The organism is Shewanella sp. GutDb-MelDb (genome assembly GCF_002836075.1).
Taxonomy (GTDB): Bacteria; Pseudomonadota; Gammaproteobacteria; order Enterobacterales; family Shewanellaceae; genus Shewanella.
Genome location: NZ_PJBM01000125.1, coordinates 16,370 through 41,026, shown reverse-complemented (window position 1 = coordinate 41,026; position 24,657 = coordinate 16,370). Strand labels below are relative to the sequence as shown.

The following is a 24,657-nucleotide window of genomic DNA, read 5'->3' as shown; positions in this document are numbered from 1 at the left end:
TAACAGTGGTGGATATTATTACTCCCGGTCATCGAAATTGTTCAAAAAAGCGTTTAAAAAGCTGTTTAATATCAGAGATAAAGTGATCATTGAGAAACCTAAAAGTTTCAGCGGTCAGGCAGAATACTCTCAAGCTATCTCATCAGTACCTCCAATAAACAATACTCCTTCAGCCATACTGCCTGTAGCGCCTGTCGATATATCAGCACTGTTTTATAGTTTGTTATTTCCTAGCACCTTACAAAATGGTGTGGCTAACGAGTTAGAAAAGAGCGTATTTAGACGGGTAGAGGCAGCACTGTCTTCTCCGAAAGCCATTGCGGAAAGAGTGTTGAAACTCCCGACACAAGTGGCGGCGCTAGATAAACAGTTAGCAGATGAATCCAGCAACACTAAGGTTTTACTGGCGCTCATAGAAAAAGACCCTGTGCTGAGTGTTGAAGTGCTAAAGCTATGTAATGCTCCTTTGTTTAGGCGCAGTGAAAAAGAGATCACCAGTTTACAACTGGCTATTGTGCAACTGGGCCGAGAGCAGATAAGGCGCTTTATTACTACGGCGTTATTGCGGGACTGTATCGAGATCAAAGCTATCTATTTTCGCCGTTTTGGCTCACAGATCTGGCGTCACTCAATGCAAGTCGCTTACCTTGCAAGCGAGTTAACTGATGAAGATGCTGACAGTGCATTTCTATTAGGGCTTATTCATGATGTTGGTAAAATCGCTATTTTCAAGTTGCTATTAGAAGCCTTGAAGCAGGCGGATCCGGGTGAGCAACCTTGCTCAAGCTTATTTCGACAGGTTATGACGGCGAAATCGTTAAGTTTAAGCGCCTTACTTGCCCAGCACTGGCAGTTACCAGCAGTATTTGAGGCTGAGCTTGGTCGTTTGGCAGTTGTGGATTCTAAGCCTGTTGGTGGCTTAGCTGAAGTTGTTTGGCGGGCTAACTTAATCAGTGAATGCTCTATGTTGTTTGAAGCCGATAAGCTCAATGAGCAGCAACTTAATCGGTTGTTGCTAGAAGCTGGTCTTGATAGAGGCGGTTTTGATGAGCTACATCAAAAGCTTATTATGTTTTAATTTGCGGTTATCACCTATGGGCAGATACAAAAAAGCCCCTAATTAAGGGGCTTTTTATTGGGTTACAGTAACAAAATTACATTACTGCAGCAGTGAGATATCAGCAGCATGTAAGAACTGTTCACGTAGGCTAGTAAGTAGCGCTAGGCGGTTGTTCTTAAGGGCTTCATCGTCATCCATCACCATCACATCTTCAAAGAAGGTATCCACGCTTTCACGTAGGTTTGCCAGTAATGCTAGCGCTTCTTGATAGTTAGCCGCAGCAAACAGCGGTGCTAATTGTGGTTGCAGTTCATTTAGCTTAGTGGCGAGGGCTTTTTCTGCTGGTTCAACGAGCAGTGCAGCGTCGATAGTCGCAGGAAGTTCACCTTCTACTTTAGCCAAGATGTTTGATACACGCTTGTTAGCGGCAGCCAGTGCTGATGCTTGCTCTAACGTTCTAAAGTGAGCAACAGCTTTAATGCGGCTTTCAAAATCTGCAGGTGCGGTAGGGCGACGAGCCAATACGGCTAGAATAACGTCTACACTCACTCCTTGATCTTGGTACCAAGCACGGAAGCGACCCATAAAGAACTCAAGTACTTGCTCTGCAACCTTGTCGTTCGTTAACGTTTCACCATGTAACTCTTGTGCTTTAGCAATCAAATCAACAAGATCGAGTGGTAAGTTGTTTTCTAAACAGATACGTAGAATACCAATGGCTGCACGACGTAGTGCAAATGGATCCGCTGCGCCTTTCGGTGCTTGGCCAATACCAAAAATACCCACTAAGGTGTCTAGCTTTTCAGCCAAGGCAACACTAATTGAGATAGGGGCGGTTGGCACTGTGTCGCCTGAGAACTTAGGCTTGTATTGCTCTGATAATGCCACGGCTACCGCTTCAGTCTCACCATTAAGACGTGCGTAATGCATACCCATGGTGCCTTGAAGATCGGTGAATTCCATGACCATGTTAGTCATCAAGTCAGACTTAGATAAAAGCCCTGCACGCGCAGCTTCTTCGCTATTAGCACCAATGCTGGTGGCGATATAACCGGCCATTGCTGATATGCGTTCTACGCGCTGCTTGATGGTGCCAAGCTGCTTTTGGAATACCACAGTTTCTAAACTTGTAAGACGAGACTCTAGTGAGTTTTTCTTATCGGTTTCGAAGAAGAATTCTGCATCGGCAAGACGTGGGCGAACCACTTTCTCGTTACCGGCAATAATCTGCTGCGGATCTTTAGATTCGATATTGGTGACAAAGATAAAGTTAGGCATTAGCTGGCCCGCTTTATCAAATACTGGGAAGTACTTTTGGTCGCCTTTCATGGTGTAAACCAAGGCTTCAGCCGGCACGTCTAAGAACTTCTCTTCGAAGCTCGCCGTTAGCACTACTGGCCATTCAACCAGTGATGTAACCTCTTCCAGTAAGTCGTCTTCTAGATCGGCTACGCCACCTAGTTTAGTCGCTGCTGCTTCTGCATCGGCTTTAATCAGTGCTTTACGCACCTCATAGTTGGCCTCTACTTTACCTTGTTCTTTTAGTGCTGATAGATAGTTGTCGGCATGATCAAGCTCGAAGCTTGGTGTGCCCATAAAGCGGTGACCACGAATAACGCGAGCCGACTTTATACCTAACAACTCACCTTCAACAACATCACTGCCAAGCAGCATCGTCACTGTGTGAACTGGGCGAATAAATTGAGTGGTGTTGTTACCCCAGCGCATAGGCTTAGGGATAGGCAGCTTGTCTAAAGAGCGTTGTGCCATCGCGGCAATAAGGCTTTTTGTTTCAACACCAACCACTTTAGCTTGATGTAGTAACCATTCACCTTTATCGGTTTTAAGACGATCAGCTTGCTCTACAGTAATGCCATTACCACGGGCCCAGCCCATAGCGGCTTTAGTGGGGTTACCGTCTGCATCGAATGCTTGCGCTACTGCTGGTCCACGTTTTTCGACCACTTTGTCAGCCTGAGCTAAAGCAAGTTGGTTAATGCAGATAGCTAAACGGCGAGGGGCTGCATGCCATACCGCAGTTTCAAAGCTAAGCTCAGCTTTTTTTAGTTCATCTGTAAAGTTGCTAAGAAAAGACTCAGCTAGCTTACGCAAAGATTTTGGAGGTAGTTCTTCAGTGCCTACTTCAATCAGTAAGTTTTCAAAATTCATAAGTTATTCCTCTACTTACCGATTGGGAAGCCAAGAGCTTCACGTGCTTGATAGTAAGCTTCAGCAACACCCTTAGCCATGGTACGAACGCGTAAGATATAGCGCTGGCGTTCAGTAACCGAAATAGCGTGGCGTGCATCAAGCAAATTAAATGCGTGAGAGGCTTTCATGACTTGCTCGTAAGCAGGTAATGGTAGCGGCTTTTCAAGTGTTAGCAGATGTTGGCAGGCTTTCTCGCAGTCATCAAAATTTCTGAATAACACTTCAACATTAGCATGTTCAAAGTTATAAGCTGATTGCTCAACTTCGTTCTGGTGGAAAATATCACCATACATCACTTTGCCCAATGGGCCGTCTGTCCATACTAGGTCGTACACGTTGTCGACTTCTTGAATGTACATTGCAAGACGTTCAAGGCCGTAAGTGATCTCACCTGTTACAGGCTTACACTCCAATCCACCTACTTGCTGGAAGTAAGTAAATTGCGACACTTCCATGCCGTTTAACCAAACTTCCCAGCCTAGACCCCAGGCACCTAGAGTCGGTGATTCCCAGTTGTCTTCAACAAAGCGCACGTCATGAATGTTCATGTCGACACCTGCGGCAGCCAACGAACCCAGATAAAGCTCTTGAATATTATCTGGAGATGGCTTTAACACGACTTGGAATTGATAGAAGTGTTGAAGGCGATTCGGGTTGTCGCCATAACGGCCATCAGTAGGGCGGCGACTAGGTTGAACATAGGCACAGCTCATTGGCTCTGGGCCTAAGGCTCGTAAGAAGGTCATAGGGTGGAATGTTCCAGCACCTACTTCCATGTCCAATGGTTGTACGATTGCGCAACCTTGCTGCGCCCAGTATTCCTGAAGGGTCATTATGAAACCTTGGAATGTTTTTACGTCGTGTTTGGTCGTCATATCCGCTTGTCTACTGCCTGGAAGCTTAAATAGAAAATGGTGTCGATTATACCTTGTAGGATTAAGCTTATATAGGTTATTTTTTATCTCATAGATTAAAAATATAGGATTATGACAATGGAAGTGACACGTTGCGGTTGGGTCGGAAAAGATCCTATCTATCAAGAGTATCACGATAAAGTGTGGGGTCGACCTGTATACGACAGCCATGAACTGTTTGCCAAACTCTGCCTTGATGGACAGCAAGCAGGGCTGTCGTGGTTAACTATTTTGAAGAAACAACAGAATTACGAAGCTGCTTTTGCCCATTTTGACCCGGCAATTATTGCTACTTTTGATGACGATAAAATAGAAGAACTGTTGCTTAACCCTGGGATTGTTCGCAATCGTTTAAAGGTGAATTCGATTATTAAAAACGCCAAGGGCTACATGGCTTATGTAGAGCATGGTAATGATTTTTCAGAGTTTTTATGGAGCTTTGTTGGTGGTGAACCCATAGTGAATCATTTTACTTCAAGTAAAGATTTCCCTACACAAACTAGTGAATCAGAAGCAATGTCGAAAGCGCTAAGAAAAATGGGATTTAACTTTGTCGGGCCGACAATTTGCTATGCGTTCATGCAAGCCGTTGGTATGTTCGATGACCACACAATAGATTGTTTTTGTTACAAAAAATAGGTTTTAACTAAGGTTGTGTCATTACTAAATTCGATGGGTCGTCAGTGTGTAAGTAGATAGCCTTAAATTCCACTTCACCAGACTCATTTGTATTCAAACTTACAAAGCTGATGTTGGAGTCAAACCTAGCTAAGTGAGCTTTATTTTCTGCTGATATCTCATCTGCTATTAGCGAGATGGCACAGATTCGACCTGCGCATGCTAGGTGTTGGTCAAATATATTCGCCTCTTTAAGTTCTAATAGCTGTTGCTTGAGCTGGCTGTCTCTTTTGATGGCGAGCTCACTGTCTAAAGGTAGATTAGATATGTGCTGAATAAATTTATTCATATTCTTCGCTACCTTTGTTATTGCTCCGCTATCTACAGTACCTTGGCTATTAATAAAGAAGGCATCTGTTGATTGATGATCAGTGATCTCAGAGTATATGCTTGTGTTTGCAATCGGTTGAATTTCTACCTTTTGGTTTTCTTCTGGGCTTTGTTGATTAGATGAGACGAGAGTTGCTGTTATTTTTTGATTGATCACATCTGTAGAATCAAGTGGGGCTATAGACGTTAACTCTGGAGTGGTTGTTGGTTTTTTTATAAAGTAGTTAGTAAAGATGACCGATACGATTATGGTGGCGAATATTAGCGCTATGACATTAACTATTTTCATTTATTATTCCGTTAATTTTTGACAAAGAAGTCCTTTCTCTGTTTTGCAGCATAGAGCAATTAGTCCGTTAGCGGAAGTTTTTGGCATTAAATAAAAAAGGATGTTCCACGTGGAACATTCTTTTTGGTTACTGGCTTAAAATATTCATTTTTGTGTCAAAAATAAATTTCCATGAAACTAAAAATCCAGAGCTAAGTTAGCCAGATTGTAAAATTTAAAATAGAATTTATTTTTCAAAAAAGAATGGTTTTCTCTCTTTCCCATTATTTTTTGAACCGCCATTTAACTGGTCCATCGTTTCCGCATTGTAGAGCTTACCGTTAACCATGGTATAAGTGACGCGATCTGTTACACGGATATCTTCAAGCGGATTGCCGTCGATAACAATCAAGTCGGCCAACTTACCTTGCTTGATTGAACCAATTTGATGATCCATTGCAAAGTGCTTAGCCGGATTAATGGTTGCTGTTTTTAGCACTTCAAGATTACTCATTCCACCTTGAGCGAACATCCACATTTCCCAATGGGCTGCTAAACCTTCTCGCTGACCATGAGCACCAATATTTGACTTAACACCGATTTCGTTCAGTTCATTGGCTACACGTGCAACATTGAAATGATTGTAATGTTCATCGGGTGCAGTAGGGCGACGCATTGAACGCGCATTCAAAATGTCTGATGGGACATACATTGAAAGACGTGGGTGAGCCCAAACATCTGTTTTGTCGTACCAGTAGTTTTCACCTGAGATGCCACCATAAGCCACAACGAGTGTCGGTGTATAACCCACATCAGTTTGACTCCAGAACTGTTTTATATCGCTATAGATATTAGCCGCTGGTAAAGAGTGCTCAATACCTGTGTGACCATCTGCAATCATGGTGAGGTTATGTTGCAGCAAACTACCGCCTTCAGGAACGACCATCATCTCAAGTTCGCGGGCTGCGGCGATAACTTGTTGACGTTGGTTACGACGCGGTTGGTTATAACTCTTCACGCTAAAGGCGCCGACTTTCTTTAGGCGTTCTAAGTGGAATTTCGCATCATCTAGTGAGTCAATATGCGATGTATAACCAGGCGCATTAGCACCATACAAGATGGTTCCGGTTGAGAAAATACGTGGGCCAGCGATGTTACCTGCTTTTTGCTGCTCCGATGCGGCAAAAATTTCGGTAGTATCGTTTGATGGATCATGAATCGCGGTCACACCAAGAGATAAGTTCGAGTAAAGTTCCCAGTTCTGCTGTGGGATAATTTCACTTTCACCTTGAGCTCCGTGTGCATGGGCGTCAAACAAACCAGGCATTAGTGTCTTGCCTTTAATGTCGATGACCTTGGCATCACTTGGAATATCGATTATAGATGCAGGACCGACACTGACAATATGGTTATCTTTGACGATAACAGTGCCATTTTCGATGACTTCATCATTCTCCATAGTGATAATGTTGCCGCCAACAAAAGCAATTGTTCCACGTGGAACATCAGCTTTTTTAGTAAAGCCTAGATCGGTAATCTTTGGCTCGACCTTATTGGTATCATCAGTCGCAGTTTCTTTATATTGAATATCGACTTTAACTTGGTAAAGTTCAGGGCCAAGCGTCCAATAAATCTGGTCGTTAGTGTTGTTCCAGCTAATGCTTTCGCCTGCGCGAACACTGAGTTGAGTGACGGGTAAATTACTCGCCTTGGGTCCAATTTCAACCGTTTCGCCATGCTTAGCAAAAGGGGTAACATAAACCCTAAAGCGCTCGGCAAAAGCGAGTTGCTTGCCGTCTGGTGAAACTCTAAATTCAGTTGCATGCTTACTGGTGTAATGGACTCGCTTTTCAAATCCGTTTAAGCCGATTGATGCTAACTGCGGTGTTTCGTCACTTTCCATAAAGTAGACGCGTTGGTTATCTGCGCCGAATTGAGGTTGGTAACCCGAAGCTGTGATCTTAGTATTTTTATCGCCATCTACATCAACTTGGTAAAGGCCTGTTTCCTGCGACCAAGTTTTTGGGGTGATATAGCCACCTTTAGCTTTGCGATAAACGACGGTTTCGCCATCGGGTGAAAAGGTAGGTTCTACATACTTACCTGGCTCTTTAGTCAGCACTTTTACGCGCTTATTGCGCACCGTTGCTAGACTCACCGTTCCTTGTTCTTGGTCATCCCAAGTGGTGAATACAATACGCTTGCCATCCCGAGACCATTGTGGGAATAGTTCGCGAAGTTCACTGTCTAGCTTGGTTAAGCGTTCCATTTTTCCATCTGGTAGGCTTTTAACCCAAATCTTACCCAGTGCTTCAAAAGCGACCTTTTTACCGTCTGGTGAGACTTGCGCCATTCTCAACATCTTCACATCGAAGACATCTTTATCAAGATCTTGTTTAAAGCGAACGGCAGGCTGTACTGTGCGTTCTGACTTTACACTGAAAGGGATCTGCTTAACTGTCTTAGACTCGACTTCGAGTTTATTAATTTTACCGTTAGCCCAGAATACAATCTCTTCGTTGTCGGCGGTCCAACTCATCGTAGGATATACACCATGAATAGCCCAGGTTTCTTGCATATCACGATCTAGCTCGCCATAAAGTTTTTCTGTTTTCCCTGACTTCAAGTCGAGTAGATACAGAGATGACTGGAAGCCATCGCGTTTGATATAAGCCAGCTTTTCACCATCAGGACTTGGAGTTGGACGGATTGCGCCGCCAGTGCCTTGGATAATAACTTCGATATCGCCCGTTTGGGTATCGTAACGTTTGATTTTGTAGATGCCCTTCACTGAATCTTTAGAATAGTGAAAGGTCTTCCCTGGAGTAGCGTCTTGGCTAAAGTAGATGTAACGGCCATCAGGCGAGTATGCAGGTTCGCCCAAGTCTTTTTGTTCATTCGGTCTTTTAGTTAATTTTACGCCTTCACCACCCGCAACGTGGTACATCCAGACTTCGCCAGCGCCTAAACTGCGGCTACCAGTATAATGTTTACGTGCAACTAGGTATTGTCCGTCAGGACTCCATGCAGGGCTGTTAAGCAGACGGAATGTTTCTTCGGTGACAGCGCGAGGGTTACTACCGTCGGCTTCCATAACCCAAATGTTGTCGCCGCCATCTTCATCAGAGGTAAACGCAATATACTTTCCATCTGGGCTATAGACTGGTTGCATCTGCCAAGCAATACCCTTGGCTAATGGTATTGCGTCGCCACCGTCGACAGGTATCTGGTAGATATCTCCGAGCAGATCAAATACGATGTGTTGACCGTCAGGGCTGACACTGACATTCATCCAAGTGCCTTCATTAACCTCAATCTTAACTTGCTGAAGTGGTGCATTTGCCGGTGCATTCACTTGCCATGTTTTTTTGTCTTCTTCGGCGACAATAGGGGTACTGAAGCTAAGTGCAATTGCTGCATATAGAGGGGTAAGCTTATTTTTTAACATGCTTGTCCTATTTTTTGTTGTAATTGTTCAGGAGTTGGCAGTATTGGTAACAAGTAGAGTCTACTGCGATAACTGTTATCGCATAAATTCGTTAACAGTAAAACAGAAATACTGTTTCAATTAGTTAAGATCTGCTGAACGGTGCAGCGCAGTAAATTAGAATATGGGCCAGTAGGATTTTATTGTGTAGAAGAGGTTGAGTTGAATGATCTGGTGGGGTGTTCAAGGGGACGGCAACCGCTTTGTTTTTACTTAAAGCGGTTATCTACAATATGAGTTGTTATGCTAATTTGAGTGAAACCGTGTCGTTAATAGCAATACAGGCGTTAGTTATTACACGGCAAGTAACTCCGCCGCGCCAATCTGGCTGCAGTGCTTTTTCTAAACCGGGATAGGCGATTTCCATTTTTTTACACGGATCTGTTTCACCTGTTATCTCTAGGGTGAGTTCACCGATGACAAGTTGCTTGCCTTTATCTTCTGCAGAAAACGCAATGCCTTCGACTAGAATATTGGCTCTGCGGGTAAACCAAGGAAGACGTTTATCAACCTCATTACAGGCCAGTTGCCACTGCTCGATAGACATTACGGTCACTTGACGCTTACCTGGGCGGCCAAAGATGTCATTTTCAACACCCTTGGCTTGAGTCACGGCTGCATGTTCTACCGTTATCATCTCGCCACGTTTTTCTGTTTTATATGCAATACCAATTAGCTTTGCCATCGGAAAAGTCCTTATGTCCGTTTCAGGTAATTAAGGCTATAAGCCTTTCTTTATCAAATATTGATAAGGGGTTGCTTCTGTTTGACTAGCAATAAGAGTGTGGTCCATGAATTCACAAAAGCTAGGGATGTCACGAGTCGTCGCTGGATCATCAGCAATGATCAATAAAGTTTCACCATTGTTCATGCGTCTAACTGACTTACGCACCATCATCACGGGTTCAGGGCATCTTAGCCCTAAAGCATCGAGTTGGTGTTGTGCAGTATTAAATTGGTCGCTCATATTACCTCAGCAGAACGATTAAACAGAAGAGGCTAATATTACTCCAGCGGATGGGTATATCCAAGCTTGTCGCCAGATTTTGTGAACTTGGATTTATTTGCTGAAAACGCTAGGTTCCACGTGGAACATCTTTAAGGATTAAAATCCTATTTTAGGCCGTTATTGAGGTGATATCGGCATTGAGTAATTGCTGTAAGTCGGTCGGTGCTATCTCGATATCTAACCCGCGACGTCCGCCACTAACGTACATTTGAACCAATTGTGCACAGCTATTATCAATGATGGTGAGTAGCTGCCGTTTTTGGGCTAAAGGGCTAACGCCGCCTAATACATAGCCAGAGCTACGCTGAACTTCGATAGCCTCAGCCATAACAGCTTTTTTAGCTTTGCATGCCTTGGCGATAGCTTTTAAGCTGAGCTTATCCGCGACTGGGATAATCGCCACAGCAAGTTGCTTGCCGTCTAGCTTTACCACTAAGGTTTTAAAGACCAAACCTATTTCGACTCCGATTTTTTCAGCTGCTTCTAACCCATATGCTTGGCATGCAGGGTCATGTTTATACTCATGAACTTGATGTGTAATATTGTGCTTAACGAGCAAGTCTATGGCTGGCGTCATTTTATAACCTAGTGTGGACTGTAGTTAACTTTAAAGTGATTTTTCCATAACTAATACATCAATACCGTGATAAGTCACTTGTTCTACTGTTTGCCAACCTAAGCTGCGATAAAGGCCACCAGAGATATCTTCTGTTTGTAGGTTAATACTTGTTACGCCTAACGCTTTAGCTTTCTCTATCATGGCTTCAACGAGCGCTTTACCTACACCTATACCGCGAGATGATGGTGCAACATAAACGCCGCCAAGCCAATGTTCACGCTGTGGATAGATGTCCATTTCATGACAACGCAGTTGCGCCGCCCCGAAGAATGTACCTTTATCAAATGCCACCATGATAAGCGGTAGCTTATCGTGATTAAGATACTCTTTAAGTTTTAGTTCAAGCTCACCAACGCTACGACCTTCACCAATATATCCCCACTCATTGCTATACCATGTCGCTATCTGGTGTATTGCTTGTGGCTTTTCTGCGAGTAAATACAGCTGCATCTACGCTGAACCCCTTTAGTGATTAACGCTACTTTAATTTAACAATTACTTATATAGTATCGAGTAAAACAGATCGAGAGTATGGTTTTTTATATCGAAAACAGGTCAATATACCCGATCGAAGGATGAATAAAACTCAATTTTGGGAGCTATCACCTGTTTTATTATAAGTTATAACTTTTACATGCCTTTTACTTAACTTACTCTAAGTTGTTGTGATATCGTATGTTTATTGTAATTGGCTAGTGTGTTCAGCCATCATTGTTATTTCAAGGAAGATTACACCTACATGGACAGTTGTGAACAACCAATCAAGGTTAGTTTCTGGAGCAAGCTACAAAGTGTCGCCCTGACAGTTGTTGCTATTATGTTGTCTCTGGGCCAGTGGAATGACACTAAAGATGCACTTAGTGCAGTTTATGAATCATTTGTCGCAAACTGGACTAACGATATTGAATATAAGCAAATATCGACTCTACACGTTGGCCAAACTCAGGCTTACATAACCAGTGTTTTCGGCAATCCTCACGTATCCAAAAAATCTAAGTCTGATACCGGTATCGTTTATTTTTATTACGGTAATAAAAAATACCAACTAACACTGGCCATCAAAGATCAACGTTTATCTGGCTATGCTGTTGTTGGTTTAAAAGCAGATTTCCAAGTCTCCGTTCCCTACACTGAGCAGGCGTTACTATCGAGTCCGTTAGACAGCTATTTTACTCAAACAGATAGCTACTTTTCTGACGCAAATAACATTGAGTATTACGCTGAATCACATGATTTAGGCAAGAAAGTGATGTTTTATAACTTAATCATTGGCTCGGTGAATTATGGCAACTTTAGCCATGACGACAGTTCAGCTGTAAAAAAATTGAATGCAGATTTGGACCGTGGCATTGAAGATGTCAGCAGTGCTTTAGAGGCCAGCAGAAATTTAAAGCCTAATTATTTTGCCGTTACGGAGCTCGCCCCTAAAGTGATGATTGAAGGGCTATTAACGCATTTTGAATATAAAACACTTTTAAAAATAGATTAATATCAAGGACGAAACATGAATCTAAAACTTAGCGCTATTTTCCTGGGGCTAACACTGGTTGTTGCTTGTCAGTCGACAAGTAAGACGCCTGATTGGTACTTAGAGCCTATCGTGACAAATGCTGCGGAGTTAGTTGCTGTTGGTCAAGGCACATCTCTTGATAAAGCCAAGCAGAAGGCAATGAGTGCGCTGAATCAACAATTGTGGACTGAAGTTAAATCGAGTGGGCAGAGTCGCAATATAGCCAATGATATCAATGGTAAAGAGCATTATCAGCAACTTAATGATTTTAGTGTTAACACCAAAACATCGGCCGTTATCCTAAACGGCGTGACCTTTTCTAAAGCTCAGCAAGCGGGTGATACGTTTTACGTTGAAGCTAAAGTGGCTAAGGATAATGTTAAAGCTCAGCTAATGGCGGACGTTAAAAACTACAACGGACTAGCTCAATTTGAATTGGACACCTTAGCGCAAACTGACCCATTAGTTTGGTGGTTAAGAAATGTCGATGTGAGTGACCTTGAGAGCAACATGGCCAGCAGGTTATCAATGCTATCGGCTCTTTCATCAACAGAAAAAACACCTAACAATCTCATTCCTAAATTGAAAGCTAAAGTGGCTGAAGTGCACTCCAGCATTAAGGTCGTGATAGCTGCAAATCCACAAGATCGGTGGATGAAAAAGTCGATAACGGCTTATTTAACTAAGTATAAAATTCAGGTCGTTGACAGTGCTAAAAGTCATTTTAGCCACCAGCTTATTCTTGATACTGATTGGCGTAAGAGTCATATCTCCGATATGTACATCTCTACAGTGCAAGTGAATCTTGTACTTAAAGATAGTCATAATTTAGTTGTTGCGAGTAACGAAATCATCGCCAACGCCAATTCAGTGACCAGTTTTGAGCGCGCCAATGAAGGTGCCTCACGCCATTTCTCTGCCAAATTAAAAGAGCAGAACTTTTGGAAAGCTTTAGGGCTTTAGTAAGATTTTTATAAATAAATATGGATATTGATATGTTAAAAAAAGCTTTTGTTGCCGTTGCCGTGTTAACTGCTATTACAGGGTGTAAGTCAACGGGTCCTAATGTTTGTTCTGCTTCAACACGAGTAGAGCTACCTGTCAGCAGTCATGTGGTTAAGGGAACTGCAAACACTAAGGTCATCATTTTTGAACCTGATCTTAAAGTTGACACCCGCACCGCTAAGAGTATTACAGCCTCTTTTCATCAGTCACTAAGCAAACAAGTCGATATGACGGGGTCAACAATTGTTGATCGAAGCTTAGCTACAAAATTGAAGTCAGAGTTACAGATTGCAGAAGCTAGCGGTCGATACAGCTCAGAAGGCGTGCCTATTGCTGATTTTGCTATTTTTACGGATATTGGTGTCGCAAATTTTTCTCGAGAATTTAGTGCTGCTCATGAGTCTTACGATCCGATAAAAGATAAGCGTGTGATGGTTGCAGCGGCGTGTAACTTTGAGGCTAAAATCGAAGCTAGTACACGCGCTGTATCATTACCTGACATGATAACGCTGGACCAAATTCAATTTGCAGGCGACAGCACCTACTCTTTTGATACCAATAACTCACGTTGTCCTATCTCTCAAGAGCAAATTAATAGCATGATTGCCGAAGCGGCTAAATATGCGGTGACACGTAACGATGATCTTAAGAACTTATTGGCGCCACGTGCCAGTGTTGTTGAAATGCGTCAATGTGATGCTGGCACTATGGTGCGTATCGATATGGGAAGTCGCAGCGGTGTAGAACCTGAGTGGGAAGTTGATTTTATTACCCATGAGAAAGTGACTAACTATGCTGGTGAAATTGAAATTGAGACCAGCGGATACGGTGAAGGTGAGGTTATTAATAATGCCGAACACGGCATTAAACCAGATTATGCATGGGTTATGATCGATAAGGACATGGCGGGTAAAGTAAAGCGTGGCGATACAGTGAAAGTAAAGTTTGAAGATGACTGTAATGAAATGGGTTTTCTTTCTAGCTTGTGCCATAAAACATCAGAATCAATGTCAAAAACATTTAGTTTTTAAGGGAATAGAATGAAAAAATTATTAATTACAACTGCTGTACTCGGATTGTTGGGTGGTTGTTCAAGTAACGATACCGTTCAAAATGTTCAACAAATAGACTGTTTTTATCCTGATGCACCAACGGTAAGTGCACCTCGTTGGGTGTGCGATGTAATGCCTGAAGGCATAGAGATGGGAGCTGTCGGTTATGCTAAGAAGAGCGTAGCGGGTTTAAGCATAATGCGTGATGTTGCCACTAACGATGCACGTGCAAGACTTGCTCAGCAGTTCGAGTCCAATGTAAATACACTGTTTAAGCAAGCGACGACAGCGAACATAGTGTCTACGACTGAAAGCGTGTCTGAAGAGGTAAATGAGTACTTTGAATCTGTCACTAAAAACGTCACTAGCCGAACCTTGTCTAATAGCCGAGTGATTGTTACTCAGCGCAGCCCAGGTGGCGGACTTTATACGTTAGTGGGTATGGATAAAGCAACTTATGATGAAAACATCGCAAAAGTTGTGACTGCAGCAAGTAAGAAAGATCCTGAATTATGGAACAAGTTTAATAATAAGAAAGCGGCTGAAGAGTTAGATGCAGTGCTTTCAACGTTACAAAAACTTTAGTATTTAGCAGGGAAAGAAGGAAGCGATTCGCTTCCTTCTTGCTTAAGGTTAAGTATTTTACTTTTCAGGTAGTGACGAAAGGATTCAACAATGAAAACTCGTTTAACAGGTTTGATGGCCTGCTTAATGTTGAGCGTGCCGTCAGTTTTTGCGGCTGATCGCTTTGCAGAGATAGATGCTGAAATCGATAAATCGAATTTTACTCAAGAGCAAAAGGATAAGGAATATCAAGATTTTGTTTTTGCGTATATGGCCGAATATGAAAATTGGCGAGTCGAGTACTTAAAAGAGTTTGATGAATATCGAGCCGAAATCATCAAGAAATGGGGTGTTGGTGATGTATCCGAACGCCACAAAAATGTTGAGTATTCAGCGGATCAAACCGTAAAATCAATCATTGATTATGACAAAAATGAGGTATCGATCTCGATACTTGTTGATAGTAATACCTCTGATGAAGATGCTAAAGCGGAGTTACAAAAGCAGATTGAGCTGCTTGTCGCTGTGCCAACGTCTAATGCGTCGAAAGTGATTATGTCAGTGGAGCCAAAAGCGATAGCCGCGGTTAATATCACGCCGGTGGCATTCTCAGCAGAGAATGAAAAAGAAGCTAAACAGGTCATTATTGAACAAACAAAAGCGCAATTAAGAGAGATAGATAAAGAGTCTGATAAGGCGCAGCTGACTAAAGCTGACAATTTATCTATTGATATGATTGAGCAAGTTTCTATTCAGAAAAAGAAAAAGCTAATTATTGTGGCCAAGGAGAGGCTCGTCGCAGTGGCAGATGATTACGATAAGCAAAGAGCGCAAAAGACGGCGACATTGACTGAAAAGAAGATCGTTGAGTACAAGGTTAAATTGCCTAAGAATGGCCTTAGCTCACGAGCCAGTGCTGTGGTTGATTTTGCTCAAACGGAGGGTGAAAAATGGCATATTTCTTCAGCGCTGATCATGGCGGTTATTCACTCAGAATCGAGTTTCGACCCTAAAGCCACATCACCGATACCCGCTTATGGGCTAATGCAGATTGTCCCTACAACAGCAGGTTATGATGTAAATCAGATCGTTAGGAAAATTAGCGAACCTATGTCTTCGGGGGATCTCTATGTTCCCGGCATCAATGTTGAAACAGGCGCTGCTTATCTTAATATTTTGGATAAACGTTATCTTAAGTCTATTGAAAATGACGAGAGTCGACTGTATTGCATGATCGCAGCGTACAACACTGGCGCGGGTAATGTGGCGAAAGCTTTTAATGCTGATGGTGCTAGAAATATCAGAAGGGCTGCTAAAGTGATTAATAAGATGGCGCCAGATGAGGTTTATCAGCACTTGTTACATAATCTACCTTATGATGAGACTAAGCATTATCTTAAGAAGGTCAGTAGCCGAATTGAGCTTTATCAAAATAAGATCTAACCTGAATTAAGGCTGATAATTGAAACAATAAAAAAGCCAGCGAATGCTGGCTTTTTTGATCCGCGAAGAAAGCTTACGGACGTTCAAATATGGTTGCGATACCTTGGCCTAAACCAATACACATAGTTGCAAGACCATATTTTGCATCTTTTGCTTCCATTAGATTGATAAGGGTCGTCGAGATACGCGTGCCTGAACAACCTAGCGGGTGACCCAATGCAATTGCGCCGCCGTTAAGGTTAATCTTCTCGTCGACAACATCCATCAAACCTAGCTCTTTAACGCAAGGGAGCGACTGTGCAGCAAAGGCTTCGTTGAGCTCAATAACGTCTAAGTCGTCAACCGTCAACCCAGCGCGAGCCAGAGCTTTCTTAGTTGCAGGTACTGGGCCGTAACCCATAATAGCGGCATCACAACCGGCAATCGCCATCGAACGAATACGCGCTCGAATAGGCAAACCGAGTGCTTTGGCTTTTTCTTCTTCCATCACCAACATGGCAGATGCGCCATCAGACAATGCAGATGAAGTACCTGCGGTAACTGTGCCGTTGACAGGATCAAAAGCGGGGCGTAGCCCAGAGAGTGATTCCATTGATGTTTCAGGGCGGATCACTTCATCATGCTCAACTTTAATCAGTGCGCCGTCTGCGTCGTGGCCTTCAATGGCAACGATTTCATTGGCGAAGCGACCTTCAACCGTTGCAGCTTGTGCACGTTGATGTGAGCGTACTGCAAATGCATCTTGCTGTTCACGGGTAATGCCATGCATTTTACCGAGCATCTCAGCGGTAAGGCCCATCATACCCGACGCTTTAGCGACGTTATTAGCAAGACCTGGGTGGAAGTCCACTCCATGGCTCATTGGTACGTGGCCCATGTGCTCAACACCACCGACGATAAACGTATCGCCTTGGCCTGTCATAATTGCACGGGCAGCTTGGTGAAGTGCATCCATTGATGAACCACACAGACGGTTAATAGTAACAGCACCGACTTGCTTAGGAATACCTGCAAGTAGCGCAGCGTTACGTGCGATGTTGAAGCCTTGCTCAAGAGTTTGTTGTACACAACCCCATAGCACATCTTCAATGGTGTTCGGGTCAAGCTGAGGGTTACGCTCAAGCAGTGACTTCATGAGTTCAGCAGAAAGAGTTTCTGCACGTACATTTCTAAATACACCAGCCTTTGAGCGGCCCATTGGAGTACGAATGCAATCTACGATTACGGCATTTTTCATTGTTCTAATCCTTGCTGCTTAAGCCTGCTGGTAGTAGCTGCCATTGTTGGCGGCGAGTTCACGCATAGTGTCGGTTACTTGATATAGGCCACCTAGGTGAGCATATTTGTCAGCGAGAGCGACAAAGTTAGCGACACCCATAGTATCTAGGTAACGGAATACACCGCCTCTAAATGGTGGGAAACCAAGGCCATAAACTAAGCCCATATCCGCTTCAGCAGGCGAAGCGATAATACCTTCTTCAAGACAGCGTACTGTCTCGATAATCATTGGGATCATTGTACGAGCGATGATCTCATCTGACTCAAATGCTTTCTTCTCACCAAACTCAGCTTGCAGTAACGCATAGCTCGTTGGGTCTAAATCTTTCTTTGGCTTACCGCGACGGTCAACTGAATATTGGTAGAAGCCTTTGTTGTTCTTCTGACCAAAACGCTGGGCTTCAAACATAACGTCAATGGCATCTTTACCTGTTTTACCCATACGCTCTGGGAAACCTTCCGCCATAACGGCTTGAGCATGGTGACCCGTATCAAGGCCAACAACATCAAGTAAGTATGCAGGACCCATAGGCCAGCCAAACTGCTTCTCCATCACTTTATCGATAGCCGCAAAGTCTGCGCCATCAGCGAGTAGGCCACTGAAGCCTGCAAAATATGGAAACAATACACGGTTAACGAAGAAACCAGGGCAGTCGTTAACAACGATAGGGGTTTTACCCATCTTGCTGGCGTAAGCAACAACGGAAGCAATCGTTTCTTCAGAGCTGTTTTCGCCGCGAATAATTTCTACTAAAGGCATTTTGTGCACTGGGTTAAAGAAGTGCATCCCACAGAAGCGCTCAGGCTTTTTAAGGCTCTTAGCAAGCAGGTTGATTGAGATAGTCGAGGTATTTGAAGTGATGATCGTATCTTCACTAACATGCTGCTCAACTTCTGCTAGCACCATCGATTTAACTTTTGGATGCTCAACAACGGCTTCAACAATAATATCAACCGCTTTAACGGGAGCGTAATCCAGCGTTGGGGTGATGTTATTGAGTACCACTGCCATTTTAGCAGGGGTAGAACGACCACGTTTAACTTGTGCGGTTAGCAGTTTAGATGCTTCGTTAAGGCCTAAATCTAGCGCAGGTTGCGCAATATCTTTCATCACAATTGGGGTGCCTTTACTTGCACTCTGGTAAGCAATACCCCCGCCCATGATCCCAGCCCCTAATACTGCGGCTGAATTAACTTTCTTAGCAAGTTTGCCTGCTTTCTTGGCTTTACCTTTAACCAACTGGTCGTTTAGGAAAATACCAATCAGTGCTTGAGCTACTTCGGTTTTAGCCAGTTTCACGAAGGCTTGATGTTCAATTTTTAGTGCCGCAGCGCGATCGCATTGTGCCGCTTGCTCGATAACACTGACGACAGCCATTGGTGCTGGGTAGTGTTTTCCTGCAACTTTAAAGACCATGCCTTTAGCGGTTGCAAATGACATCATCGCTTCAAGTTTTGGCAGTGTTAGTGGCGCTAGCTTTCTAGCTCGGCGCGTCTGCCAATCGAGCTTTTCTGCTATGGCATCTTTCAACATTCTAAGTGCTGCACTTTGCAGCTTTTCTGGTGCGACAAGCGCATCGATAGCACCCATTTTTAATGCGGCGTCTGGTCGTTGATCTTTGCCTGACGTGATCCACTCAAGGGCATTGTCTGCGCCGACTACGCGAGGTAAGCGAACAGTGCCGCCAAAACCTGGAATGATGCCTAGCTTAGTTTCTGGTAGACCAATGCGAGCGGTGGTGTCTGCAACACGGAAATCGGTGGCTAGAATGGTTTCACATCCAGCGCCGAGTGCAAATCCATTAATGGCTGAAATCGTCGGGAAAGGCAGATCTTCCAATTTGTTGAAAACAACATTAGCTTCTTCCAACCAAGACAGTAGTACTGAATCTTCTTCAGCAAAAAGCCCCAAGAATTCAGTAATGTCAGCACCAACAATAAATGCAGATTTTGCTGACGTTAGCATTAAACCTTTGATATTGTTATTTTGCTTAATGCTGTCGAGTGCAGCATTTAAAGAGTCGATGGTTTCTCTATCGAACTTATTGACCGAACCTTGTGCGTTAAAACACAAATGAGCGATATTGTCCTCAAGTAACTCAACCTCAATTGTAGGGCTTTGGTAGATCATTGCTTGCTTCCTTATAGCTTAAGTTAAATATCCACTCTTACTTTTGTGAGTAAATATAACTCTCTTCTTCACAGCAGCTTCGGCCATCATTTGACCAGTTGTTGCTCAGTGTGCGACTAATCACATTAAATTACAACACCCAATTTAAACGACCGTTTTGTTTTTGCTTGTGCGTTACCATTAATGGTTTTATATCAGTGGTTTAATGTGATTGTTTTGTGTGTGCCTCTTGTTTTAACCTAAAACTATAGTGTTAAAATAGGCATTAAATGTTTGAAGTGCTAAATTTTTATATTAAATAAACTAGGGTGTACGCTTTCTCATTTGTAAATCACTCTGGTTAGAGTTGCTGTGATTAAAGCGCGACTTTTTTGTTATCAGCGCAACAACTTTACGTGGTTTTTGGTGGAGGCATCCGCTGATAGTTAAGCCAAAAAATAAGATTTAGAGGGGATTGCTGAGTATGTATTTAATGCTCAGGGCGATAGTGCTAAATCCAAGCGCAGAATGACCTGTTTATAGGCACTAGACTTCATTGAAAACGCAGCTCAGGTAAGAGTGCTATACCGCTATGATTTGGAATATGCCAGTCAATACGCTGAGCTGCCAATATCGATTGAGTGATTTGCGGATTAAAGTCAAATGATGGGCGTGCTGCCTGTAAATCTGGATGTTTGACGCTTATATGCATTAAAAGTGAGGAGTTTGCTAGGTTTAGCCTTCACTACGCCTTTTAATGCCGGATGAATATTATCCCTTTACCTATGCCTTTATACATCTCTGTAAACATGCTTTTTTAGGGGCAGTCCTACTGCGACAAATCTAGAGTTTTACCGACCTTGTGATAGACTGAGCCAACGTCGATACCAGACTATATAACAATAAGGTAACCCTCATGGAACAGTTAGCGCATCTTTATCGTGACCATATTAGCGAGTTAAATCGCCGCGTGGCTGATATCACTTCACGTGAAAACTTGTCAGGTCTAGTGATCCACTCTGGCCAACTACATCGACAGTTTTTAGATGACATGGACTATCCGTTTAAGGTTAATCCTCATTTTAAAGCTTGGTTACCGGTGACGGATAATCCCAACTCTTGGTTAGTGGTTAATGGTCGAGATAAGCCTACTCTCATTTTTTATCGTCCTGTTGATTTCTGGCATAAGGTTGCAGATAAACCAACGGACTTTTGGGCTGAGCATGTCGATATTAAATACCTGACCAAAGCCGATAAAGTCGCAGAGTTGTTGCCAAAAGATATCAATGATTGGGCCTATATTGGTGAGCATTTAGATGTTGCTGATGTACTTGGGTTTACAAGACGCAATCCAGATTCAGTCTTAAGTTATCTTAACTACCATAGAGCCAATAAAACGGCCTATGAGTTAGCTTGTATGAGAAAGGCTAACGACATCGCAGTCACCGGGCATCAAGCTGCAAAGACGGCTTTTTACAATGGCGGCAGCGAATTTGAAATCCTGCAAGTCTACCTCAGCGCTATCGCGCAAGGTGAAAACCAAGTGCCATACGGTAGTATTGTGGCATTAAATGAAAATGCGGCGATATTGCATTACACCGCACTTGAACAAACAACACCGGCACATAGGCACTCATTTTTGATTGATGCAGGGGCTAATTTTCATGGTTATGCGTCAGATATCACTCGAACTTACGCATTTGAAAAAAATATTTTCGATGATCTGATCACCGCGATAGACACCATGCAGCAGCAGATCATTACCATGATGAAACCCGGGGTTAATTACGCCGATTTACACGTTGCGACGCATTATAAACTCGCGCAAATACTGATTGATTTTGATATCGTTTCAGGTGATATAAATGGTTTGGTTGAGCAAGGGATCACCAGTGTATTTTTCCCTCATGGGCTAGGGCATATGCTTGGTTTACAGGTTCATGATATGGGGGGATTCCTTGCGGATGAGAAAGGCACCCATATTGCTTCCCCTGATGCGCACCCATTTTTGCGTTGTACTCGCACTTTAGCTGAAAACCAAGTGTTAACGATTGAGCCCGGTGTTTATATTATCGACTCTTTGTTGAATGAGTTGAAGCAAGATAAGCGTCAGCAACAGATAAACTGGGACACGGTTGATATATTGCGTCCTTTTGGCGGGATACGTATTGAAGATAACGTGATCGTACATAGCGACCGTACTGAAAATATGACACGAAACTTTGGGCTTAATCGGTAACGTTATGCGTTGTCCTAGTCCAATATTAATCCTAAGAACTTCAATGAGTCGTTTATTTTGAGTGAGAGTTATCTTATCCCTGCTGCCGAATTATTGATTGAGGAAGAGATAAAACATAGCCGATTTATCTCCTGCGTATTTCATTGCGGTTCAGCTGTAGAGTTTAAACGTGAACTCTCTCAATTAAAAATTAAGTATCCAGGGGCAAACCATTATTGTTATGCGTTTGTGGCAGGAGCACCGTCTGACAGCATCAATATTGGTTCTAGCGATGACGGTGAGCCGTCAGGGAGTGCGGGGCGTCCTATGCTGGCTTCGCTACAAGGTGCCAATATTGGTGAGATCGGTGCTGTTGTTATCCGTTATTTTGGCGGTACTAAACTCGGTGTCGGTGGACTTGTGCGCGCGTATAGCTTGGGGCTTAAAAAAGGGCTACCTTTACTAGAGACTCAGCTAAAACAGATCCGTTACCCAGGTCAGCTGGTGTGTGGATACCATCAGTTGAAAGATGTTGAACATCTTTTTTCACAGCTTGATGTCGTTATTGAAGATAAAGTCTTTAGTGACACCATCAGTATTCAATTTGCGATCCCCAAGTGCTTTAAAAAGGACTTGAACCAAGAATTGGCAACCATGAGTCAAGGGCAGTTGATTGCGGTATTTAAGTCAACTGAATAGGATGACTGTTACTGGAAGTGAATCGGTTGTGAACAAAACCACTAAGTATGCGAAAATGCGTTTGAGCAAAAATGCGCTAGTAATGGAATCGAATGCAATATAGAACAATAATAAGAATAACAGGCCTATTAATGGGATTGTTTTCCTTGTCTTTACTTCCGCCAGCCCTTGTTGCTGTTATCTATAAAGATGGTGGCGGCATGGCGTTTATTCAGGCATTTGTTTTGTGTCTCATACTCGGGTTTACATTTTGGTATCCTAACCGCCATCATCGTAAAGATCTGCGTACCCGAGAGGGGTTTCTGTTAGTGGTGCTCTTCTGGGTGGTACTGGGCTCTATTGGTGCGGTGCCGTTTATTTTCTCAGGTCAACCCTCCCTTAGCCTTACCGATAGTTTTTTCGAATCCTTCTCAGCGTTAACCACAACGGGGGCTACCGTTATCGTCGGGTTAGACGCCCTCCCCAAAGCCATCCTTTTCTATCGACACTTACTGCAGTGGCTTGGTGGAATGGGGATTATTGTACTCGCCGTAGCCATTTTGCCTGTACTGGGTGTGGGGGGGATGCAGTTATATCGTGCCGAAACACCAGGGCCTGTTAAAGACAGTAAGATGACACCGAGAATTGCTGAAACAGCCAAGGCGCTTTGGTATATTTATTTTGCATTAACGGTAGCATGTGCAGTGGCCTATTGGACTGCAGGTATGGATGTATTTGATGCAATATGTCACTCGTTTTCAACCATTGCGATAGGCGGTTTCTCAACCCATGACGCCAGCATAGGCTATTTTGATAGTCCCGCGATAAATATGGTCTGTGTCGTTTTTCTGTTAATCGCCGCCCTAAATTTTAGCCTGCATTTTGCTGCTTTTTCACGTCGAGGGATCAACCTCAAAGTCTATTTCAAAGATGCTGAATTTAAAGCGTTGATTGCCATTCAGTTGGCATTAACAACAGTCTGTTTCTTGACTCTGTATCATTCTGGCATTTATGACTCAGCTGAGGAAACACTTGATTACGCACTTTTTCAAGCGGTATCAGTGTCTACTACGGCAGGTTTTGGGACTGAAAGTTTTCATACTTGGCCGCTATTTTTACCGATTCTGTTGATTTTTTCGAGTTTCATTGGTGGCAGTGGCGGATCAACGGCAGGCGGTATTAAGGTGATGAGAATGATTTTATTGCTGCTGCAGGGGTCTCGTGAGCTTAAGCGATTAGTACATCCACGTGGCATGTTTTCCATTCGAATTGGTGGTAAAGCATTACCCGATCGGGTCATCGATGCAGTGTGGGGTTTTTTCTCTGCCTACGCCTTAGTCTTTGTGGTGTGCATGCTCATTTTAATGGCGATGGAAATGGATGCCATTACCGCATTTAGTGCGACAGCGGCATGCTTAAATAACTTGGGTCCAGGCTTAGGTGAGGTTGCTAGTAACTATGCCAGCATTGGTGATGGCGCAAAATGGGTACTGCTGTTTGCCATGTTATTTGGTCGCTTAGAGGTCTTTACGTTATTGATCTTGTTTACACCGACATTTTGGAAAAACTAAAAAAAGTACAGCACGACGTTCGCGACTAAGCTAGCTTTAATCATTCAGTTTTATATTAATCAGTCGTGGCCCTTTGCCATAATTTGAATCAGAAAATAGCAGGACGTTAATGAGTAATACACTAGTTATCTATTCGACCGTTGATGGTCAAACCAAAGCAATTTGTGAGCAGGTTAGGAAAATAAATCAAGAACTTGGCGCGACGGTAACGCTGGCATCATTAGATGAAGCGGAAAGCTTAGGTTTGGCTCAATTTGACAAAATATTAGTTGCCGCGAGTATTCGGTATGGCAAACATCGACCAGAGTTGTACCAATTTATAAATCGCCACCATGCGGTATTAGATGCGAAGAAAAATGCCTTTTTTACGGTTAATGTGGTGGCGAGAAAACCTGAAAAAAATACCCCTGAAACTAATCCTTACGTGAAAAAGTTTTTAGCGCTTTCATTGTGGCAACCGCAGCAACTAGCCGTGTTTGCTGGTAAAATTGACTACCCTAAATATCGACTCTTCGATAAGACCATGATCCGTTTTATTATGTGGATGACCAAAGGGCCGACGGATACCAGTGGTACGTTCGAATTTACTGATTGGAATAAAGTAGACGAGTTTGCCCGTGCTTTTGCCGAGCGCTAATTTTTACAGTGGTTT

Annotated in this window: 21 protein-coding genes; 11 read left to right on the top strand and 10 right to left on the bottom strand. The window is 43.2% G+C overall.

The window, feature by feature from the left end:
• The first annotated feature begins 37 nt into the window (after positions 1-37).
• Entirely contained in the window at positions 38-1,078 is a 1,041-nt protein-coding gene (locus CXF82_RS03575; protein ID WP_102043667.1) for an HDOD domain-containing protein, read from the top strand.
• A gap of 81 nt (positions 1,079-1,159) precedes the next feature.
• On the opposite strand, the gene glyS is transcribed toward CXF82_RS03575, so the two are convergent.
• Together glyS and glyQ are read right to left on the bottom strand one after the other, a co-directional pair.
• Positions 1,160-3,229 carry a glycine--tRNA ligase subunit beta gene (gene glyS / locus CXF82_RS03570; protein ID WP_102043666.1) on the bottom strand — a complete coding sequence of 690 codons (2,070 nt, stop codon included), beginning with the start codon at positions 3,227-3,229 and terminating at the stop codon, positions 1,160-1,162.
• 11 nt (positions 3,230-3,240) lie between these two features.
• Positions 3,241-4,146 carry a glycine--tRNA ligase subunit alpha gene (glyQ, locus tag CXF82_RS03565; RefSeq protein ID WP_101089171.1) on the bottom strand — a complete coding sequence of 302 codons (906 nt, stop codon included), beginning with the start codon at positions 4,144-4,146 and terminating at the stop codon, positions 3,241-3,243.
• Positions 4,147-4,263: 117 nt separating this feature from the next.
• Here glyQ and CXF82_RS03560 point away from each other — a divergent pair, with 117 nt between their 5' ends.
• A complete protein-coding gene (locus CXF82_RS03560; protein WP_102043665.1) occupies positions 4,264-4,824 on the top strand; it encodes a DNA-3-methyladenine glycosylase I in 561 nt (186 codons plus the stop codon).
• Positions 4,825-4,831: 7 nt separating this feature from the next.
• Here CXF82_RS03560 and CXF82_RS03555 read toward each other — a convergent pair whose 3' ends face one another.
• The 6 genes from CXF82_RS03555 to CXF82_RS03530 form a co-directional block, all read right to left on the bottom strand.
• Positions 4,832-5,482, bottom strand: coding sequence for a hypothetical protein (locus tag CXF82_RS03555; protein ID WP_102043664.1), 651 nt, complete (start codon positions 5,480-5,482; stop codon positions 4,832-4,834).
• A 226-nt stretch (positions 5,483-5,708) separates the two neighbouring features.
• A complete protein-coding gene (locus CXF82_RS03550; RefSeq protein WP_102043663.1) occupies positions 5,709-8,909 on the bottom strand; it encodes an amidohydrolase family protein in 3,201 nt (1,066 codons plus the stop codon).
• Positions 8,910-9,189: 280 nt separating this feature from the next.
• Positions 9,190-9,633, bottom strand: a complete 444-nt coding sequence (locus CXF82_RS03545) for an MOSC domain-containing protein (RefSeq protein WP_101089007.1) — start codon at positions 9,631-9,633, stop codon at positions 9,190-9,192.
• A 36-nt stretch (positions 9,634-9,669) separates the two neighbouring features.
• Entirely contained in the window at positions 9,670-9,915 is a 246-nt protein-coding gene (gene tusA / locus CXF82_RS03540) for a sulfurtransferase TusA (RefSeq protein ID WP_101089008.1), read from the bottom strand.
• 151 nt (positions 9,916-10,066) lie between these two features.
• Entirely contained in the window at positions 10,067-10,534 is a 468-nt protein-coding gene (gene ybaK / locus CXF82_RS03535) for a Cys-tRNA(Pro) deacylase (RefSeq protein ID WP_101089009.1), read from the bottom strand.
• Positions 10,535-10,564: 30 nt separating this feature from the next.
• Positions 10,565-11,026: a GNAT family N-acetyltransferase gene (locus tag CXF82_RS03530; RefSeq protein ID WP_102043662.1), complete on the bottom strand. Its 462-nt coding sequence runs from the start codon at positions 11,024-11,026 to the stop codon at positions 10,565-10,567.
• 289 nt (positions 11,027-11,315) lie between these two features.
• On the opposite strand from CXF82_RS03530, the gene CXF82_RS03525 reads away from it, so the two are divergent.
• The 5 genes from CXF82_RS03525 to CXF82_RS03505 all read left to right on the top strand — a co-directional run bounded on the left by CXF82_RS03525 (position 11,316) and on the right by CXF82_RS03505 (position 16,150).
• Positions 11,316-12,065, top strand: a complete 750-nt coding sequence (locus tag CXF82_RS03525) for an ETEC_3214 domain-containing protein (protein ID WP_101089011.1) — start codon at positions 11,316-11,318, stop codon at positions 12,063-12,065.
• A 15-nt stretch (positions 12,066-12,080) separates the two neighbouring features.
• Positions 12,081-13,049 (top strand): LPP20 family lipoprotein, encoded by a 969-nt coding sequence (locus CXF82_RS03520; protein ID WP_102043661.1) that lies wholly within the window; start codon positions 12,081-12,083, stop codon positions 13,047-13,049.
• A gap of 32 nt (positions 13,050-13,081) precedes the next feature.
• On the top strand, positions 13,082-14,122 hold the full coding sequence (locus CXF82_RS03515) for a hypothetical protein (protein WP_101089013.1): 1,041 nt from the start codon (positions 13,082-13,084) through the stop codon (positions 14,120-14,122).
• A 9-nt stretch (positions 14,123-14,131) separates the two neighbouring features.
• Complete coding sequence (locus CXF82_RS03510; protein WP_101089014.1) at positions 14,132-14,728, top strand: LPP20 family lipoprotein; 597 nt, start codon at positions 14,132-14,134, stop codon at positions 14,726-14,728.
• 90 nt (positions 14,729-14,818) lie between these two features.
• The gene (locus tag CXF82_RS03505) at positions 14,819-16,150 is read left to right on the top strand and encodes a transglycosylase SLT domain-containing protein (RefSeq protein ID WP_101089015.1); all 1,332 of its coding nucleotides are present in this window, start codon (positions 14,819-14,821) and stop codon (positions 16,148-16,150) included.
• Between the two features lie 73 nt (positions 16,151-16,223).
• On the opposite strand, the gene fadA is transcribed toward CXF82_RS03505, so the two are convergent.
• Both fadA and fadB read right to left on the bottom strand, forming a co-directional pair.
• On the bottom strand, positions 16,224-17,387 hold the full coding sequence (fadA, locus tag CXF82_RS03500; protein ID WP_101089016.1) for an acetyl-CoA C-acyltransferase FadA: 1,164 nt from the start codon (positions 17,385-17,387) through the stop codon (positions 16,224-16,226).
• A gap of 18 nt (positions 17,388-17,405) precedes the next feature.
• A complete protein-coding gene (gene fadB, locus CXF82_RS03495; protein ID WP_102038653.1) occupies positions 17,406-19,559 on the bottom strand; it encodes a fatty acid oxidation complex subunit alpha FadB in 2,154 nt (717 codons plus the stop codon).
• Positions 19,560-20,454: 895 nt separating this feature from the next.
• Between fadB and pepQ the strand changes: the two genes are divergently transcribed.
• The 4 genes from pepQ to hemG all read left to right on the top strand — a co-directional run bounded on the left by pepQ (position 20,455) and on the right by hemG (position 24,642).
• The gene (gene pepQ / locus CXF82_RS03490) at positions 20,455-21,777 is read left to right on the top strand and encodes a Xaa-Pro dipeptidase (RefSeq protein WP_102038652.1); all 1,323 of its coding nucleotides are present in this window, start codon (positions 20,455-20,457) and stop codon (positions 21,775-21,777) included.
• A 57-nt stretch (positions 21,778-21,834) separates the two neighbouring features.
• Positions 21,835-22,455, top strand: a complete 621-nt coding sequence (locus CXF82_RS03485) for a YigZ family protein (RefSeq protein ID WP_102038651.1) — start codon at positions 21,835-21,837, stop codon at positions 22,453-22,455.
• 92 nt (positions 22,456-22,547) lie between these two features.
• Positions 22,548-24,005, top strand: a complete 1,458-nt coding sequence (locus tag CXF82_RS03480) for a TrkH family potassium uptake protein (RefSeq protein WP_102043660.1) — start codon at positions 22,548-22,550, stop codon at positions 24,003-24,005.
• 109 nt (positions 24,006-24,114) lie between these two features.
• The gene (gene hemG / locus CXF82_RS03475) at positions 24,115-24,642 is read left to right on the top strand and encodes a menaquinone-dependent protoporphyrinogen IX dehydrogenase (RefSeq protein WP_101089021.1); all 528 of its coding nucleotides are present in this window, start codon (positions 24,115-24,117) and stop codon (positions 24,640-24,642) included.
• Positions 24,643-24,657: the final 15 nt, after the last annotated feature.

Excerpts from the sequence above, each read along its gene's own strand:
- glyS (WP_102043666.1), bottom strand. The coding sequence starts at position 3,229 with ATGAATTTTGAAAACTTACTGATTGAAGTAGGCACTGAAGAACTACCT.
- glyQ (WP_101089171.1), bottom strand. The coding sequence starts at position 4,146 with ATGACGACCAAACACGACGTAAAAACATTCCAAGGTTTCATAATGACC.
- CXF82_RS03560 (WP_102043665.1), top strand. The coding sequence starts at position 4,264 with ATGGAAGTGACACGTTGCGGTTGGGTCGGAAAAGATCCTATCTATCAA.
- CXF82_RS03555 (WP_102043664.1), bottom strand. The coding sequence starts at position 5,482 with ATGAAAATAGTTAATGTCATAGCGCTAATATTCGCCACCATAATCGTA.
- CXF82_RS03550 (WP_102043663.1), bottom strand. The coding sequence starts at position 8,909 with ATGTTAAAAAATAAGCTTACCCCTCTATATGCAGCAATTGCACTTAGC.
- CXF82_RS03545 (WP_101089007.1), bottom strand. The coding sequence starts at position 9,633 with ATGGCAAAGCTAATTGGTATTGCATATAAAACAGAAAAACGTGGCGAG.
- tusA (WP_101089008.1), bottom strand. The coding sequence starts at position 9,915 with ATGAGCGACCAATTTAATACTGCACAACACCAACTCGATGCTTTAGGG.
- ybaK (WP_101089009.1), bottom strand. The coding sequence starts at position 10,534 with ATGACGCCAGCCATAGACTTGCTCGTTAAGCACAATATTACACATCAA.
- CXF82_RS03530 (WP_102043662.1), bottom strand. The coding sequence starts at position 11,026 with ATGCAGCTGTATTTACTCGCAGAAAAGCCACAAGCAATACACCAGATA.
- CXF82_RS03525 (WP_101089011.1), top strand. The coding sequence starts at position 11,316 with ATGGACAGTTGTGAACAACCAATCAAGGTTAGTTTCTGGAGCAAGCTA.
- CXF82_RS03520 (WP_102043661.1), top strand. The coding sequence starts at position 12,081 with ATGAATCTAAAACTTAGCGCTATTTTCCTGGGGCTAACACTGGTTGTT.
- CXF82_RS03515 (WP_101089013.1), top strand. The coding sequence starts at position 13,082 with ATGTTAAAAAAAGCTTTTGTTGCCGTTGCCGTGTTAACTGCTATTACA.
- CXF82_RS03510 (WP_101089014.1), top strand. The coding sequence starts at position 14,132 with ATGAAAAAATTATTAATTACAACTGCTGTACTCGGATTGTTGGGTGGT.
- CXF82_RS03505 (WP_101089015.1), top strand. The coding sequence starts at position 14,819 with ATGAAAACTCGTTTAACAGGTTTGATGGCCTGCTTAATGTTGAGCGTG.
- fadA (WP_101089016.1), bottom strand. The coding sequence starts at position 17,387 with ATGAAAAATGCCGTAATCGTAGATTGCATTCGTACTCCAATGGGCCGC.
- fadB (WP_102038653.1), bottom strand. The coding sequence starts at position 19,559 with ATGATCTACCAAAGCCCTACAATTGAGGTTGAGTTACTTGAGGACAAT.
- pepQ (WP_102038652.1), top strand. The coding sequence starts at position 20,455 with ATGGAACAGTTAGCGCATCTTTATCGTGACCATATTAGCGAGTTAAAT.
- CXF82_RS03480 (WP_102043660.1), top strand. The coding sequence starts at position 22,548 with ATGCAATATAGAACAATAATAAGAATAACAGGCCTATTAATGGGATTG.
- hemG (WP_101089021.1), top strand. The coding sequence starts at position 24,115 with ATGAGTAATACACTAGTTATCTATTCGACCGTTGATGGTCAAACCAAA.